At 40.8% G+C, this 15,314-nt stretch carries 15 protein-coding genes and 1 tRNA gene; 8 read left to right on the top strand and 8 right to left on the bottom strand.

Annotated features, from left to right (window positions below; translation table 11 throughout):
* Positions 1–158: 158 nt before the first annotated feature.
* The 4 genes from EZJ28_RS08790 to rseP all read right to left on the bottom strand — a co-directional run bounded on the left by EZJ28_RS08790 (position 159) and on the right by rseP (position 4,809).
* Positions 159–2,009: a beta-galactosidase gene (locus tag EZJ28_RS08790; protein ID WP_131396963.1), complete on the bottom strand. Its 1,851-nt coding sequence runs from the start codon at positions 2,007–2,009 to the stop codon at positions 159–161.
* Between the two features lie 371 nt (positions 2,010–2,380).
* Positions 2,381–3,115 carry a PepSY-like domain-containing protein gene (locus EZJ28_RS08785; RefSeq protein ID WP_131396961.1) on the bottom strand — a complete coding sequence of 245 codons (735 nt, stop codon included), beginning with the start codon at positions 3,113–3,115 and terminating at the stop codon, positions 2,381–2,383.
* Between the two features lie 204 nt (positions 3,116–3,319).
* Positions 3,320–3,393, bottom strand: a tRNA-Asn gene (locus EZJ28_RS08780).
* Positions 3,394–3,492: 99 nt separating this feature from the next.
* On the bottom strand, positions 3,493–4,809 hold the full coding sequence (gene rseP / locus EZJ28_RS08775) for an RIP metalloprotease RseP (protein ID WP_131396959.1): 1,317 nt from the start codon (positions 4,807–4,809) through the stop codon (positions 3,493–3,495).
* 151 nt (positions 4,810–4,960) lie between these two features.
* Between rseP and EZJ28_RS08770 the strand changes: the two genes are divergently transcribed.
* The 4 genes from EZJ28_RS08770 to EZJ28_RS16000 all read left to right on the top strand — a co-directional run bounded on the left by EZJ28_RS08770 (position 4,961) and on the right by EZJ28_RS16000 (position 8,237).
* A complete protein-coding gene (locus EZJ28_RS08770; RefSeq protein ID WP_131396957.1) occupies positions 4,961–5,632 on the top strand; it encodes an SCO family protein in 672 nt (223 codons plus the stop codon).
* 82 nt (positions 5,633–5,714) lie between these two features.
* Positions 5,715–5,945, top strand: coding sequence for a FeoA family protein (locus EZJ28_RS08765; RefSeq protein WP_131396955.1), 231 nt, complete (start codon positions 5,715–5,717; stop codon positions 5,943–5,945).
* A 1-nt stretch (position 5,946) separates the two neighbouring features.
* Entirely contained in the window at positions 5,947–8,049 is a 2,103-nt protein-coding gene (gene feoB / locus EZJ28_RS08760) for a ferrous iron transport protein B (protein WP_131396953.1), read from the top strand.
* Between the two features lie 32 nt (positions 8,050–8,081).
* Positions 8,082–8,237, top strand: a complete 156-nt coding sequence (locus EZJ28_RS16000; protein ID WP_165499054.1) for a hypothetical protein — start codon at positions 8,082–8,084, stop codon at positions 8,235–8,237.
* Here the strand turns inward: EZJ28_RS16000 and EZJ28_RS08755 are convergent.
* Genes EZJ28_RS08755 through EZJ28_RS08745 form a run of 3 tightly spaced genes read right to left on the bottom strand, consistent with a single transcriptional unit; the run spans position 8,234 to position 10,198 of the window.
* Positions 8,234–8,665, bottom strand: a complete 432-nt coding sequence (locus tag EZJ28_RS08755) for a hypothetical protein (RefSeq protein WP_131396948.1) — start codon at positions 8,663–8,665, stop codon at positions 8,234–8,236. The two genes, EZJ28_RS16000 and EZJ28_RS08755, sit on opposite strands and share 4 nt — an antisense overlap.
* 52 nt (positions 8,666–8,717) lie before the next feature.
* On the bottom strand, positions 8,718–9,539 hold the full coding sequence (locus EZJ28_RS08750; protein WP_131396946.1) for a ZIP family metal transporter: 822 nt from the start codon (positions 9,537–9,539) through the stop codon (positions 8,718–8,720).
* Between the two features lie 2 nt (positions 9,540–9,541).
* A complete protein-coding gene (locus tag EZJ28_RS08745; protein WP_131396944.1) occupies positions 9,542–10,198 on the bottom strand; it encodes a metal-dependent transcriptional regulator in 657 nt (218 codons plus the stop codon).
* A gap of 100 nt (positions 10,199–10,298) precedes the next feature.
* Between EZJ28_RS08745 and EZJ28_RS08740 the strand changes: the two genes are divergently transcribed.
* On the top strand, positions 10,299–12,650 hold the full coding sequence (locus EZJ28_RS08740) for a TonB-dependent receptor (protein ID WP_131396942.1): 2,352 nt from the start codon (positions 10,299–10,301) through the stop codon (positions 12,648–12,650).
* 9 nt (positions 12,651–12,659) lie between these two features.
* Entirely contained in the window at positions 12,660–13,130 is a 471-nt protein-coding gene (locus tag EZJ28_RS08735) for a thioredoxin fold domain-containing protein (RefSeq protein WP_242670095.1), read from the top strand.
* 4 nt (positions 13,131–13,134) lie between these two features.
* Here the strand turns inward: EZJ28_RS08735 and EZJ28_RS08730 are convergent, their stop codons facing one another.
* Entirely contained in the window at positions 13,135–13,875 is a 741-nt protein-coding gene (locus EZJ28_RS08730; protein WP_131396939.1) for a TerB family tellurite resistance protein, read from the bottom strand.
* Positions 13,876–14,066: 191 nt separating this feature from the next.
* On the opposite strand from EZJ28_RS08730, the gene EZJ28_RS08725 reads away from it, so the two are divergent.
* Together EZJ28_RS08725 and EZJ28_RS08720 are read left to right on the top strand one after the other, a co-directional pair.
* Entirely contained in the window at positions 14,067–14,477 is a 411-nt protein-coding gene (locus EZJ28_RS08725) for a BrxA/BrxB family bacilliredoxin (protein ID WP_131396937.1), read from the top strand.
* A 96-nt stretch (positions 14,478–14,573) separates the two neighbouring features.
* Positions 14,574–15,305 (top strand): 1-acyl-sn-glycerol-3-phosphate acyltransferase, encoded by a 732-nt coding sequence (locus EZJ28_RS08720; RefSeq protein ID WP_131396935.1) that lies wholly within the window; start codon positions 14,574–14,576, stop codon positions 15,303–15,305.
* Positions 15,306–15,314 lie beyond the last annotated feature (9 nt).

Raw genomic sequence — 15,314 nt, 5'->3', positions numbered from 1 at the left:
GTTAATATATAACTACAATTTTCTGTTATTAAAATGTCTTAATTTAATTTTCGAGAAGATATTAAATAAAAACTTACTGTTATTCAATATTGCAAATAATGGATATACATAAAATTCCAAAAAACAAAAAGCCCGACATTTATGTCAGGCTTAAGCTCTTAGCTTAGTACTATCACTTCATATCCGTTTAACACCGGTAAGCTTAGTGTAAATCTTCCATTGCGTTTTGATATATCCAGATCTGATTTTGAAACTCTCGCTCTTGCCGAAGAAAATTCGCCTGCAAGGTCAATATTGATTTCCTTAAAAATTTCAGGTTTCCGGAATCCGGCTTGTGTTTTTCCTGAACAATTAATCAGATGTAGTAGTGAACGTTGCTGATCTGGCTGATACATTAAAACCATTTCAACTCTGGGTGGAGCATCTGTAATGATCTGACGATCATTCCCCAGCAGAGATTCCATAATATCGGAAAACATTTCTATATCAGCCGTTGGAGCCTCCCCCATATAATACTCGCTAATATCCCATTGTCCTAAATACGAGATCTGTCCGTTCCCTACATCACGTGTGATATGGGCGGGCTTATCTTCTAATTCTAAATTAGAAGGTATTCCAAATGGTGGCGGTTGATCGATAAATAATGCCCGACCTCCTTTTTCAACATATTCCTGAATACCATCCATCAAGGCGCCTGGCATAACGATTACGAGATCATAATCCTGTGATGCGTTTTTCAGAGAATCCGGATTTTCTGAAACAGCAACAGGAATATGTAATTCTGTCATCAGGGCATAAATGCCTTTGTTTGTGTGATTCGACCGCGGAGAAGTTTCAGGCCTGCATAGAAGCAATACCCGTGAGCGATTCAGCTGAAGGCCAAAAAGGTCTGAATTTTCTTTATACCATGCATTGAGCCGGGCTGCCTCTTCAAGCTCAACCTGATGTGACGGGTTTAATAAAGTCCCTTGAGTGCAAAACGCAACTGGTGAACCGTGGGCTCCGAATTGATAATAACGCACCTTCATTTCTTCTACTAAGTTCGAATCAAATTCAGAAGGATCACCAGAATAAGAAAACCACTGGTCAATTCCCACTCTGTCAGGATAAGAAGTTCGCTGTCGGTTGATTTGCTCACTGGAGGAATAAATCCAATCACCCGCATGGGTTTCCAAATGATGACCATGACTGGTATCATCCTCATCTGCATTTATATATAGCGTTCCGGGTCGCTTCTTATAAATAGCGTTTGCAATCTTTCTTGAAGTGTTATCGGCTGCTTCTTCAATAAATTCGACGAATTCTGCATCCGGTTCATCAGGCAGAGGCCTTCCGTATTTCTCCTGAAAATCGCTCTTACAACTCTCACAATAGCAAATCTTTTCATGACCGCCAAAGTTTAAAAACCAGTTAATATAAACTATATCCGGCTCATATTTCTCAAGTACTTCGGTAATAATACTTACGCCCTGAGTGGGATAAAAATTCGAGTTCAGACAGGGTTTGGCTCGACCCACGGAATCAGTTACCGTACTGCCATCTTTATGGCGAATAAACCATTCCGGGTGAGCCTCCAGTGCCTCTTTACTTAGATGTGTGAAATCGAAACGTGCTCCAGTCCTCATATTGTTTTGTTTAGCCAATTTAGCCATACCTCCATAAAGATCGCCTCCCTCCGGAAGTGCAGTGCAGGCTTCATTAAAAGGAATATTGGACGGATAGTAGGCTCCTTCATCGACAGCGGTATTCATGATACAGTTGAAATCAGCCTTTACCAGCCTGTCAAATACAGCTTCAGGATCTGCAGATGCATGCTGCGGGCTTAAATGACACCAGGCTAAGCGCAAGGACTCTGTATTGATCCAGGTGGGCTTTAAAGGGGCAGGAGGAAGATCTGTTTTTGCTCTACTCCCGGTTACCAGATCGCTAAAGGTGCGGGCGGTCATTACGGGCAATACGGAAGATGTGATTGCTATTCCACTAATGGAGATAAATTTTCTTCGCTTCATTGTATATATTTAAGAGATTTAGGGGCTTTATTGTGAGGTTCGTTATATCTGTCACCAGACAGTAATTACCTGAAAACGAAAAATGCTGCTGAAGTTTAAAATAAAATGATAAATATCAATAGAATAATATTGGTGAAGTTGTCATTCACTTTCTCTTCAAAGAAAAAATCTATTCCTGTTCTCCACCTTACTCCTGCTTTTCCAGCATCATGAAAAAGTTTTCTATGGCTACGTTTTTTCAAAAAAATAAATATAACTAAAAGAAAATAATGAAGCAGTTTGGAGTTATTATTCCTGTGTTATAAGCATAAAAAAGCCTTACGATTTCTCGAAAGGCTTTTTTATTTGCTCTTCAGAATAACTCCGATCTCTTAATCATCGTCCTCATCATCACCATTCCCATCTTCTTCACTGAGGAAATTCCCTTCAAGATCAAATTCCAGCTCCACACCATTGTTAAGAGTTACCTCATATTCATCGTCATCTTTTTCAGCTTCTATAATACTATTATCTGGATAGTTCTCAGCAATATAATCCAGAATCACCTGGGGTAGTTCAGATGGGTTTATATTTTCTTCATCCTCACCCTGGTCATCATCATTTTCATCCTGGGCCTGTCCAAGGAAATTACCATTCCCGTCAAAAATAAGCTCAATATCGTTATCTAGTTCAACCTCATAATTTCCGTTATTTTCCAGTTCAGCTTCTTCTATATTTATACCGGGATAATAAGTACTTATAAAATCCAAAATATTCTGAGGAAGATCAGAAGGGTCTATCTCTTCGTCATCAAATTCATTTTCATCATTATCAATTCCCAGAAATTCTCCCTGTGAATTAAAGACCAGTTCAACTCCATTACTAAGCTCGATTTCATAGTTCTGGTTATCTTCAATTTCAGCCTCATAAATGGTTAATCCCGGGTAGTTCTCTGTAATATAATCGAGGATGTTTTGAGGCAATGTAGCAGTTCTTACGTGGGTATCTGCTGAAAAAGCAACAGCATTTAGATCGGGCTCTTGCTCAGGTATTGCATCATCGTCTGAACATGCCTGGAGAAGTAAAAACGCGAATAAGACTGCACCTAAAATTCGATATGTTTTCATAATTATCGGTTTTATATGTGTATAAAAAGAAAGCAATTGTGGCAACCTTAAAAATAACGTATAGATACCAATTACATTGTATGAATTAACATTTACAGTTTAAATAAACCGAGGATCGACTTCACCTTTTATTAAGGTTAAGAATTAATTGCTGAGAAGAAATTTAAATTAAAAAACCCCACCGTTTGGTGGGGTTTTTTAAGGCTCCTCAGGTTGGGCTCGAACCAACGACCCTCTGATTAACAGTCAGATGCTCTAACCAACTGAGCTACTGAGGAAGGTTTTGCTTTAAAAGCGGTTGCAAATATAAATCAATTTTTAAATGCTGTCAAAAGATTTTTTTACTTTTTTCAATCAAATTTTTAATTGATTTTCTACTATTCAAACAACCAGCGATATATATCATTTCCGTTGGCATATAATACCAGTGCGATAAGGATAAAGAAGCCTACCATTTGTGCAATTTCCATGAACTTATCGTTAGGCTTTCTACCAGTCACCATTTCATAAAGAAGGAACATCACATGCCCACCATCGAGTGCAGGGATTGGAAGTATATTCATGAAAGCAAGAATAATAGAAAGCAAGGCTGTGGTATGCCAGAAGCCGGCCCAGTTCCAGGTATCGGGAAACAATCCCCCAATAGCACCAAAACCGCCCAACTGAGAGGCTCCCTTCTTGGTAAATACATATTTGAACTGGTAAACATAATCTCTAAGCGTCCAGTATCCATAGTCAAATCCTTTGCTAATACTTTCTGTAAATCCAAAGGTCTTTCTTTTTATTTCTATGCCTGTCACCGGTGCGATCCCTAATTTTCCTTCCTCATCAGGCTCTACGGTAGTACTCAGGATCTCCCCATTCCTTTTATAGACCACTTCGATCTCCTTCTGTTTATTTTCGGTTGAAATAGGAGCGATCTCATGCCAGTAACCAATTTCAGTATTGTTAAGAGAAATGATACTGTCACCTTTTTTAAGTCCGGCTTTTGCCGCAGCCATATTTTCCACCACTGTATCAAGCACCGGGTAATTGATAGGTACAAAAGGCTGCATCACCCCCTGTTCGAACATTTTTACGCCGATTTCTTCAGGGATCGTAATGGTCTCTTCTTCACCATTTTCATGAATAACAGTGATCGTTCTTACATCTCTCATAAAAAGATGCTTGTTGATATCGAGGCTGTTTTCAAATTCCTTTCCGTTAACCTTCAGGATCTTATCTCCATCTTCAAAACCATATTCCTTAAAAGAATCAACCACTGCAAAACCTTCAGGCATCTGATCTGGACCAATATAAACCTTCCCCCATACGAACATGATCATCATATAGATAAGGAAACCAAGCACAAGATTTACGGTTACACCACCAAGCATTATTATTAGTCGCTGCCAGGCCGGTTTGCTTCTGAACTCCCATTCCTTAGGGGGTTCAGCCATTTGCTCCTTATCCATACTTTCATCGATCATTCCTGAGATCTTCACATATCCTCCAAGTGGCAACCAGCCAATCCCATAGACTGTGTCACCGATCTTCTTTTTGAAAAGAGCGAACTTTACATCAAAGAAGAGGAAGAACTTTTCAACCCTCGTTTTAAAAAGCTTAGCCGGAACGAAATGACCTAGCTCGTGCAAAACGATTAAGAAAGAAAGGCTTAATATTAATTGTATGGCTTTTACTAAAAATGGATCCATTAGTTAACTTCAAATTTAAAATCGCACAAAAGTAAGTTTTTATGTGCTCCCAGAAAAGTTTATATTATTTCAACTTGAGCCTTCTGAAATTTTTGGAAAGTGAATTCGACTATTTGAGACTCAGGCTATAACTTTGCACAAAATCAATTCTATGCTCAAGTTCTTTGCACGCTACAAAACCTTTGCCATAGTTTTCTTTATCCTTTCGGTAATAATCGTTTATATAATTTATACCTTAAAGGTTCCGGAAGAAAGACTGCCGGTATATCAGCCCGAAATGGTGAATGCCGAACTGGTTGACTCCACCGTGCAATATGTAAGAAAATATCATAAGATAGCTGATTTCAAACTGGTGAACCAGAACGGAGATACCATTACTCAGGATTTCTATAAAGACAAAATATATATAGCCGATTTTTTCTTTACCACCTGCCTTACCATCTGCCCCGTAATGACCGACCATATGCTGAAGATCCAGAAGGAGATAAAGGATGATAACGAAGTACTTTTACTCTCTCATACCGTATTTCCGGTAGCAGACAGCGTCCCCGTATTAAAGAAGTACGCGGTGGAAAAAGGTGTTCTTGACGAAAAATGGAACCTGGTCACGGGTGACAAAAAGCAAATCTATGATCTTGCCAGAAAATCTTACCTGGCCACCAAGTCTACGGGTGACGGAGGACCTTACGATATGATCCATACCGAAAATTTTGTCCTGGTAGATAAAAACAGGCAAATACGTGGCTTTTATGATGGCACCAATCCTCAAGCAATAGAAGACCTGATGCACGATCTTGAGGTTTTAAAAGCCGAATATAATTAAAGCCTACTTTTTCCCTCTTTAACTTTTGTATTGGGTTAAATTCCATTACTTTTGCCTTGTTTAAAATGAATCTAAATAAAAAGTGAAGGTAACAGTAGCCAATCTTAGAAGGGGCCAGCGAGGGATCATCAAGGAGTTCCCCGCAGATATGCTTCCATTAAAGCTGCTTGAAATGGGTTGCCTTCCCGGAAACGAGGTAGAGCTAGTACAAACCGCCCCCTTTAAAGACCCAATGTATCTTAATATTAACGGCAGCCATCTGGCTATAAGGAAGGAAACCGCTCTATTAATAGAAATTGAACTAATAGGCTAATATGGCTAAGCAAATTAATGTTGCTTTAATCGGAAATCCCAATACCGGAAAGACCTCTGTATTTAACCAGCTCACCGGCCTAAATCAAAAGGTGGGTAATTATCCTGGTATCACAGTAGAAAAAAAGGAAGGGATCTGTAAGTTGCCGCGGGGTATAAAAGCCCATATCATAGATCTTCCCGGCACATATAGTCTCAATGCTTCTTCTTTTGACGAGAATGTAGTTATAGAACTCCTGCTCAATAAAAATGACAAGGATTTTCCCGATGTAGCCGTAGTGGTTAGCGATGTAGAGAATTTAAAAAGGAATCTGCTCCTTTTTACCCAGATAAAGGATCTTGGTATTCCTACTATTCTTGTGGTAAATATGGCCGACCGGATGGAACGGAAAGGAATTAGCCTGGACGTTGAACTTCTGGAAGAACGGCTCAAGACGAAAGTAGCTCTTGTGAGTGCCAGGAAAAGGATGGGAATAGATTATCTAAAGGAACTGATCCTTAATTATAAGCACCTTCCCTTAGATCCATGCGTGAATGCTTCCATTATAGACCCCGACTATTTTGGTAATCTGCGAAAAGCATTCCCAAACCAGTCTTTATATAAACTATGGCTGGTAATTACACAGGACGTGAACTTCGGGAATATTGACCGATCAGGTCTTGAGAACGAGACCGATTTCAACACCAAATCCAAGAGCGACCTTAAAAGGCTTCAGCAGAAGGAAACTATTTTAAGATATCAGTTCATTAACGGGGTACTAAAGGAGACCATGACGGTAGACAAGAATGCAGCCAGAGACCTCAGATCAAGACTGGACCGCATACTTACTCATAAAGTATATGGCTACATGATATTTTTTGGGATCCTGCTCCTAATTTTCCAGGCGATCTACAGCTGGTCCAGCTATCCGATGGATATGATCGATGCTGCTTTTGCCTCGCTTAGTGAAACTACCAAAAACAATCTGCCATCGGGCCCCTTTACCAACCTTATTTCAGAAGGTATCATACCGGGGCTTGGAGGAATCGCCATATTTATCCCGCAGATCGCGTTTCTTTTCTTCTTCATTTCCCTATTAGAGGAATCGGGTTATATGAGCCGCGTGGTATTTCTGATGGACCGCATCATGAGACGCTTTGGTCTTAGTGGAAAAAGTGTGGTTCCCCTTGTATCCGGTACGGCCTGTGCGATTCCCGCGGTAATGGCCACCAGGAATATTGAACACTGGAAAGAAAGACTTATTACGATACTGGTAGTTCCTTTTACTACCTGCTCTGCAAGGCTCCCCGTTTATCTTATCATTATTGCACTGGTGATCCCTGATAAAGCCTTTTTTGGTTTCAATTTACAGGGCCTGACCCTTATGGTTCTTTATCTGCTCGGATTCGGAATGGCGATCTTTTCGGCCTGGGCGCTTAACAAGATCATGAATACAAGGACCAAAAGTTATTTCGTGATAGAAATGCCTAATTATAAGGTACCAATGGCAAAGAATGTAGGGATAAATGTGGTTGAAAAGACCAAATCCTTCGTTTTTGGAGCCGGGAAGATTATACTCGCTATTTCTGTGATCCTCTGGGTTCTGGCCAGCTATGGGCCGGGAGAAAATTTCGAGAATGCCGAAGAGATAGTCTCTTCAAGGTATGATGCCGAAAGTGATATTTCCCGGGGCGAACTGGAGGAAGAAATCGCCTCCTATAAGCTGAAGAATTCCTATATAGGTATTATGGGAAGAGGAATTGAACCTGCAGTGGCCCCACTAGGATATGACTGGAAAATAGGAATAGCCATCATTAGTTCTTTTGCGGCAAGAGAAGTGTTTGTTGGCACCCTGGCAACTATTTACAGTGTTGGTAGTGATGAAGAAGAAACGATCAAGAACCGGATGGCTGCCGAAACAAATCCAGTACTTGGCGGACCTTTGTTCACTTTCGCCAGTGGAGTAAGCCTACTGTTATTTTATGCCTTTGCAATGCAATGCATGAGTACGCTAGCTATCGTAAAACGTGAGACAAATACCTGGAAGTGGCCACTCTTACAGCTTGTTGTAATGAGTAGCTTTGCTTATGTGGTAGCCCTCATTGCATTTCAATTATTGAAATAGTAAGAAATCTGATATAAAACGACTTAAAGAACATGGAAATCTTACAGGAAATATTAGTATTCATCACCTTCTTTGGAGCCAGCGGATATCTCTTCACTAAATTTATCTGGAAACCTTCATTTTTAGGAGGCAAAAAGAAAGAGACCGGAGCCTGTGGAATAGTTTCCGATTGTAATTGCGGGGATTAGTCTTTTTCGAGCCTTAGCCTTACCTCCATATTTACAGTATATTCTTCCTGCTGGATCTTATAACCGGCGGTAGGATACGGAGTGACCTCAAATTCAGATAAGTTAATATCCATTCCTTTCAATTTATCAGATAAAACAAAATCATGACCAGTAATAATGTCGGTGCCCAGTGATTTTCCATCTTCGAAGAATTCCACCAAAACTTTTACATTACCGGCCCAGATACATGTTACCCCATTACCTTTAGGACACCTGGAGTCATTGACCACCTTTTTAAACTGAATCGCTTTATTCTCAAATGAAAGAAGATCCCCTTTACAGAGTTGGGAAGAATAATATTTGTCGGGTATCGCCTGCTGCTCCTGAATTTCAGCAACAGGGAAACAATAGCAGTATAAAGCTGTGATAAGGCTAATTAGGCTGGTCATAAGGTTCTTTTATATATGAACAATCAAAACCCGTGCCCGTTACAGCCCTTACCTATCCAAGACCGACGTCAAGGGTCATCATCACCATAAATCCACCTATGAAGCCCATAGTGGAAATATCGGTAAAATTACCCTGCTGAGCTTCGGGCACCACCTCTTCAACTACAACGAATATCATGGCCCCGGCAGCAAAACAAAGTGCATAAGGCAAAATAGGCTGAAAGGTCATCACCGCCCAGGCACCTAATACCGCAGCAGCCGGTTCAACGATCGCCGAAAGCTGACCATAGTTAAAACACTTCCATCGGCTAAGGCCCTGTCTCCTAAGGGGCATTGAAACTGCAAGGCCTTCAGGGAAGTTTTGGAGCCCTATTCCTAACGCCAGAGCTACCGCTCCGCCAATACTGGCTCCTTCGAAGCCGGCACTCACTCCACCAAAAAGAACTCCTACAGCAAGACCTTCCGGAATATTGTGAAGCGTAATAGCGAGTGTTAATAACACAGATTTATGCCAGGGAGTTTTAATCCCTTCCTTTTCGCTCATTTTAAAGTTCACGTGCAGGTGAGGCAGCACTTTATCCAGTCCGAAGATAAACAGTGCCCCAAGTCCGAAACCTATCACAGCCGGAACGACCTTTACAAAGCCATCTCCCGGACTCATTTCAATACCCGGTGCAAGAAGACTCCAGAAACTGGCAGCGACCATAACACCCCCAGTAAAACCTAGCATCCCGTCAAAAAAGGCACGGTTCATTCCCTTAAAAACAAAGACCAGTGAAGCCCCCAGGGCCGTTAGTCCCCATGTGAATAATGTAGCCAGAAAGGCTGCTAAAATAGGATCTATAGATTGAAAGTACTCTAATATATTGTCCATTTTTATACCGTTTTAATAAAAAGATTGGTCGATATCTGGTTTGATATCATAAGTTTTTTTCCTTCCATTTTGATAAGCATCGACTTGTCAAAATCTTCCTTTTCCATCACCTCCATTTCCTTTCCCAAAGAGATATCGTTCTTATCAAGATACTGAAGAAACTCGGCAGAAGAATCTTTTACTCCAACACAGATACCCGTCTCTCCAATTGCGAGGTCTGCCAACAGGACTCGATTTGCCACACTGAAGTTACCCTGGGCATCGGGAATTGGATCTCCATGAGGATCTCTTTTGGGAAATTCGAGAAATTTATCCAGCTCGTTGGTGAGCTTTTCAGATTTGATATGTTCAAGCTGTTCTGCCACCTCGTGTACCTCATCCCAGTTGAACCCAAGCTTCTCCACCAGAAAAACCTCCCATAACCTGTGTTTGCGTATCACTTCGATAGCTGCCTTCTTACCTGCCTTACTAAGCTTTACGCCCTGATATTTTTTATAATTAACTAAATCTTTATCAGAAAGCCTTTTTACCATATCGGTAACCGAGGAAGCTTTGGTTTGCATCTCCTCGGCAAGAGCATTTGTACTTACTCCGCTTTTATAAGCTGTTTCCAGGTGAAATATGGCCTTAAGGTAGTTTTCTTCAGAAAGACTGAACATATTTTATATTTTATTTCGACAAAAATACATTTTTTAATTTGATAAATCAATTTTTTAGGTAAGCCTAAATTATTTTGTACCTTTGCCAAAAATTGAATTAATGAAGAATCTGCTTAGAATAGTTTTGAGCCTGGTTGTTTCCGCCGTGAGTGCGCAGAACATTGAAGTTTCGGGAATAGTAAACGCAGATGAAAAGCCCGTTCCCTTCGCCAACATATTTGTTCAAAGCACCAGCAAAGGCACCAGTGCCGATATGAGCGGAAATTTCAACATTGCTTTGGATGCTGAAAAAACAGAGCTCACTATCCAGGCAATTGGATTCAAGACAAAAAGGATCAGCATAAACCCTCAGGAATATACCGACAGAAAACTTATTATAAATCTGGAAGAAGATGCATTGGGTTTAGACCAGGTAGTAGTAAGTGCAACCCGGAACCGCATTAATCTTAAGGAAGCGCCTGTAATTGTGAATGTGCTAAATTCCAAACTTTTCAATGCCACCCAATCTGTATCGGTCGCTGAAACTCTCAATTTTCAACCGGGTGTTCGTGTTGAGACCAATTGCCAGAACTGTGGTTTTACTCAGGTTCGGTTAAACGGACTCGATGGAAGCTATACCCAGGTTCTTATCAATAGCCGTGCTGTCTTTAGTGCCCTGAACAGTGTTTATGGACTCGAACAGATCCCAACCTCCATTCTTGACCGGGTAGAGGTTGTTAGAAGTGGTGGCTCGGCACTATTCGGCTCCAATGCGATTGCCGGAACGGTCAATATCATAACAAAAGAACCAGTCCTGAATACCTGGAACGTTTCCGGAAACATGGCCCTGATAGATGGTGAAATCCCAGACAGGACCCTGAATGTAACAGGATCTGTTGTTACCGAAGACCTTAACAGCGGAGTGACCATCTATGGCATGAACCGGGACCGGGCTGCCTATGATGCCAATGGTGACGGTTTTACTGAGATCACGGAACTTACAAACAACACGCTTGGAGCAAAGGCATTTATGAAGCCCAATGAGACAAGCAAGATCACGCTTGATCTTACAGCCCTTAAGGAATACCGAAGAGGAGGCGACAGACTAGAACTTGCTCCGCATTTGACTGATATTACTGAAGAGTTGGATCATAATACGCTAATTGGAGGACTTACCTACGATCTTTCAAACCGGGAAATGAATAATAACTTCTCCTTTTATATATCCGGTCAGCATACCGACCGGAAAAGCTATTATGGTGGACTTGGCGGCGGGAGAACGGCCCAGGATAGTACCGCTGCTTCAAATGCCTATGGAAATACCAAAGATGTTGCGTTCCTTTCAGGATTTCAGTTTACCAGAAACTTTGAAAACAATGATGTGCTTACCACTGGGATAGAATATAACCTCAGCAATACGGAAGATGCCATTACCGGGTACAGTAGGTTCATAGATCAGGAAGTGAACACCTACTCGGCATTTGCTCAATATGAATGGAAACCAGTTGAAAAATTCACTGCTCTCCTTGGCACCAGGCTGGATCATGTTAATGTTCTTGGTGACTATAGTGTAGAAAATGTTGAGAGAAGATCTGAAATAGAGCAGACCGTATTAAGCCCCAGGTTAACCGTGTTATATGATATAACCGAAGAATTACAGTTCAGGGGAGGTTATGCAAGGGGTTTCAGGGCTCCGCAGGCATTCAATGAGGACCTTCATATTTCATCGGTTGGTGGTGAACCCCAGTTCGTGATCCTTTCCGATGATCTTGAAACCGAATATTCCAATGCGTACACCGCTTCGTTCAATTATTCCAAAAGTATAAACAAGCTTCAAACCGATTTCCTGCTGGAAGGCTTTTATACTGAACTTAAAAATCCATTTACAACGGTGAGCACAGGGGCAAGTCTGCCTAATGGTTCTATTCTGAAAGAAGTAAGAAACGGAAGCGGAGCTTACGTAACCGGAACAAATTTCGAAATTGGGGTCTCCCCTTCTTCCAAACTGACATTTCAATTAGGCGGGACATACCAGAGATCTATCTATAAAGAAGGACAGGTGCTCTACGAAGCTTCTGATGAAACCGAGAAAGATGTGATCGTTACTAAATTTGTAAGGAATCCTGATCTTTACGGCTATTTTAATATCAACACCTCTCCATTTAAAGGGTTTTCTGCAGATTTTACAGGTACTTATACCGGTGAAATGAGCATTCCAAAAGTGGTGAATGCTAATGGATTCCTTGATTTAAAGGAATCTCCATCATTCGTAGACGTAAACCTAAAACTGACACAGCATATTGATATAACCGAAAATTTTCATATAAATCTTAGTACGGGAGTCCAGAATGTGTTCAACTCTTATCAGAATGATTTTGATTCCGGCCCTACACGGGATTCAGATTATATCTATGGACCATCTAGACCCCGTACTTTTTTCTTCGGTGTCAAATTTGGAAACCTTCATGATTAAAGCTTATAAATGATGAAACGAATATTTTTCATATTGCTCCTCCTTTGCTTTCAGGGATTAACAGCCCAAAAATCTGAGATCGAATGGATAAGTTTTGAAGAGCTTGATGATTCGCTGAATATTGAAAATAAGCCCGTACTTGTATATTTTTATACTGACTGGTGTGTGTATTGCAAGAAAATGGACAGGAACGCCTTTAAAAACCCTGAAGTCGTATCTAAGGTCAACCAGGATTTCTATGCAGTAAAAATGAATGCTGAAACTCTGGATTCAATAGAATTTGAAGGTCAGACCTTCATCAACGAACAGGCAAAAACTAAACGAAATGGAATTCATCAGATTCCTCTGATCTTAGCAAGTCGGGATAATAAAAAAGTCTCTTTCCCCACGCTTTTAGTACTGGATAAAAAATTCAGGATTCGTAAAAGGAGTTTTGAGTATATGACTTCCGAAAGGATGAAAGAATTGATAAAAGGCTAGAGAATTATTTATAACCCTCTCTCTCCTTCTTAATTTCATCGTAAGCCTCCTGGACTTTCCTGAATTTCTCTTCGGCTCCCTTTCTATAGGCTTCATCCATATGGCCCAGTTTATCGGGATGGTATTTCTTGGCCATTTTCCTGAAGGCCTTCTTCACTTCATCATCAGTGGCACTTTTGTCTATTTCCAGAATAGTATAGGCCGAATCGGTCTTTTTAAAGAACATGGCCTTGATACTCTCGAAATCACGATGACCTATCTGCAAATAGCCGGCGATATCCTTTATCACATCGGCTTCCGCATCGCTTACCCTGCCATCGGCCTGGGCTATTCCGAATAAAAAGTGAATAATCTGGAGCCTGGTGGGATATCTCGTCCTGGCCGCCAGGTAGCGAGCCACATTGGCTGCTGAAACCTGTCTGCTCTTAACCACCTCATTAAAGGTTCTGAAAGTGGCGTTGGCTCTTTCCTTGCCATAAGCCTGAACAAAATAAGACCGTACATAATCCAGTTCGGTTTGTGAGACATGGCCGTCTGCCTTGATTACAATAGAACAAAGAGAAAGTAAATTCAGCTCAAAATCTCCCGGAGAAACCCTTTGCTTCTGCTCCCCGAAAAGAGAACTAAAAATCCCTCCGGAAGAACGAATATAGTTATCCAGTAAAGATCCTATTATAAATCCGAGAATAGCTCCGGGAAACCTGAAGTACATGTATCCCAGAATTGCTGCCAGCCATTTGATCATCGGCAATTTTCTTTAGCCGCTAAGATAGTATTTTCAATATTCAAATATAAATATATGCTCTTATATCCTGATTTCACGGCTATAAAACAAACCTATCTGCTAATAGTAATTAGAAATTTGAAATATGTGCACCTTAACTTAATTTGGTATCTTTGTCATTCATAAACGTTTAATACAAAAACAAGGCATATATGTACCCAGCAGAATTGGTTAAACCAATGAGAAAAGACCTTACAAGCATTGGTTTTGAAGAATTACATACCGTAGAAGATGTTGAAAGAGCTATGCAGGCTAAAGGGACTACTTTAGTGGTAGTGAATTCGGTTTGTGGTTGTGCGGCAGCGAATGCACGTCCGGGAGCCAGAATTTCTCTTCAGAATGCTAAAAAACCTGATAATTTATATACTGTATTTGCAGGAGTAGATAAAGAGGCTACAGATAAAGCGAGAGGTTATATGGTACCTTTCCCTCCATCTTCTCCTTCCATGGCTCTATTTAAAGACGGTGAGCTTGTTCATATGCTTGAGCGCCATCATATTGAGGGACGCCCGGCTGAGATGATCGCCGAAAATCTTATGGGAGCCTATAACGAGTTTTGCTAATCCAGATACGGATTGCTTAACAAGCCACGCAGTTAGCGTGGCTTTTTTTATGCTTCAAATTTGAAATAGCTAAATTTGTACTTTTTAAAAACCAAAATGAAGAAAATCTTTTCCTATCCACTATCGGTCATCTTTTATATTTTCTTTTTCATTACACTGCTCATTTTTCATCCAATTCAGTGGCTGAGTCTAAAGCTGGGGGGATATGAAGCGCACAAAAAAAGTGTGGATATCTTCAATTTCTTCCTTATGAGATGCCTGAACATTCTCGGAACAACTTTTACCATAGAGAATGAATATGATATTCCAATAGACAAAACCTGCATTTTCGTGGCCAACCATCAGGGAATGTATGATATTCCTCCTATCATCTGGTATTTCAGAAAACATCATCCAAAATTTGTAAGCAAGAAAGAACTGGGGAAAGGGATCCCTAGTATTTCCTTCAACCTTCGCCATGGAGGCTCTGTCCTGATAGACCGTAAGAATAGAAGAGAATCCCTGCTAAAGATGAGTGAGTTTGGCGATTACCTGGGCAAAACAAAGCGCTCTGCAGTTATCTTTCCTGAAGGTACACGAAGCAGGACAGGAAAGCCAAAGGAATTCAGAACCAACGGGATGATGATGCTCTTTAAAAAACTACCGGAAGCCGTCGTGGTTCCTATTACCATAAACAACTCATGGAAGCTTTTTAAACATGGGAATTTCCCCATAGACCTTGGGGTACATGTCCATTTAAAAACCCATAAGCCTGTTCCAGTTAATTCCAATGATGCCGCTGGGCTGGCTGCCCAGGTAGAAAGAACAATTATTGCCGATATACGCTAAAGAATATTT

This window comes from Gramella sp. KN1008 (assembly GCF_004332155.1).
GTDB lineage: Bacteria > Bacteroidota > Bacteroidia > Flavobacteriales > Flavobacteriaceae > Christiangramia.
The sequence above is the reverse complement of the archived record's forward strand: the minus strand, read 5'-3'. Positions and strand labels throughout refer to the sequence as shown.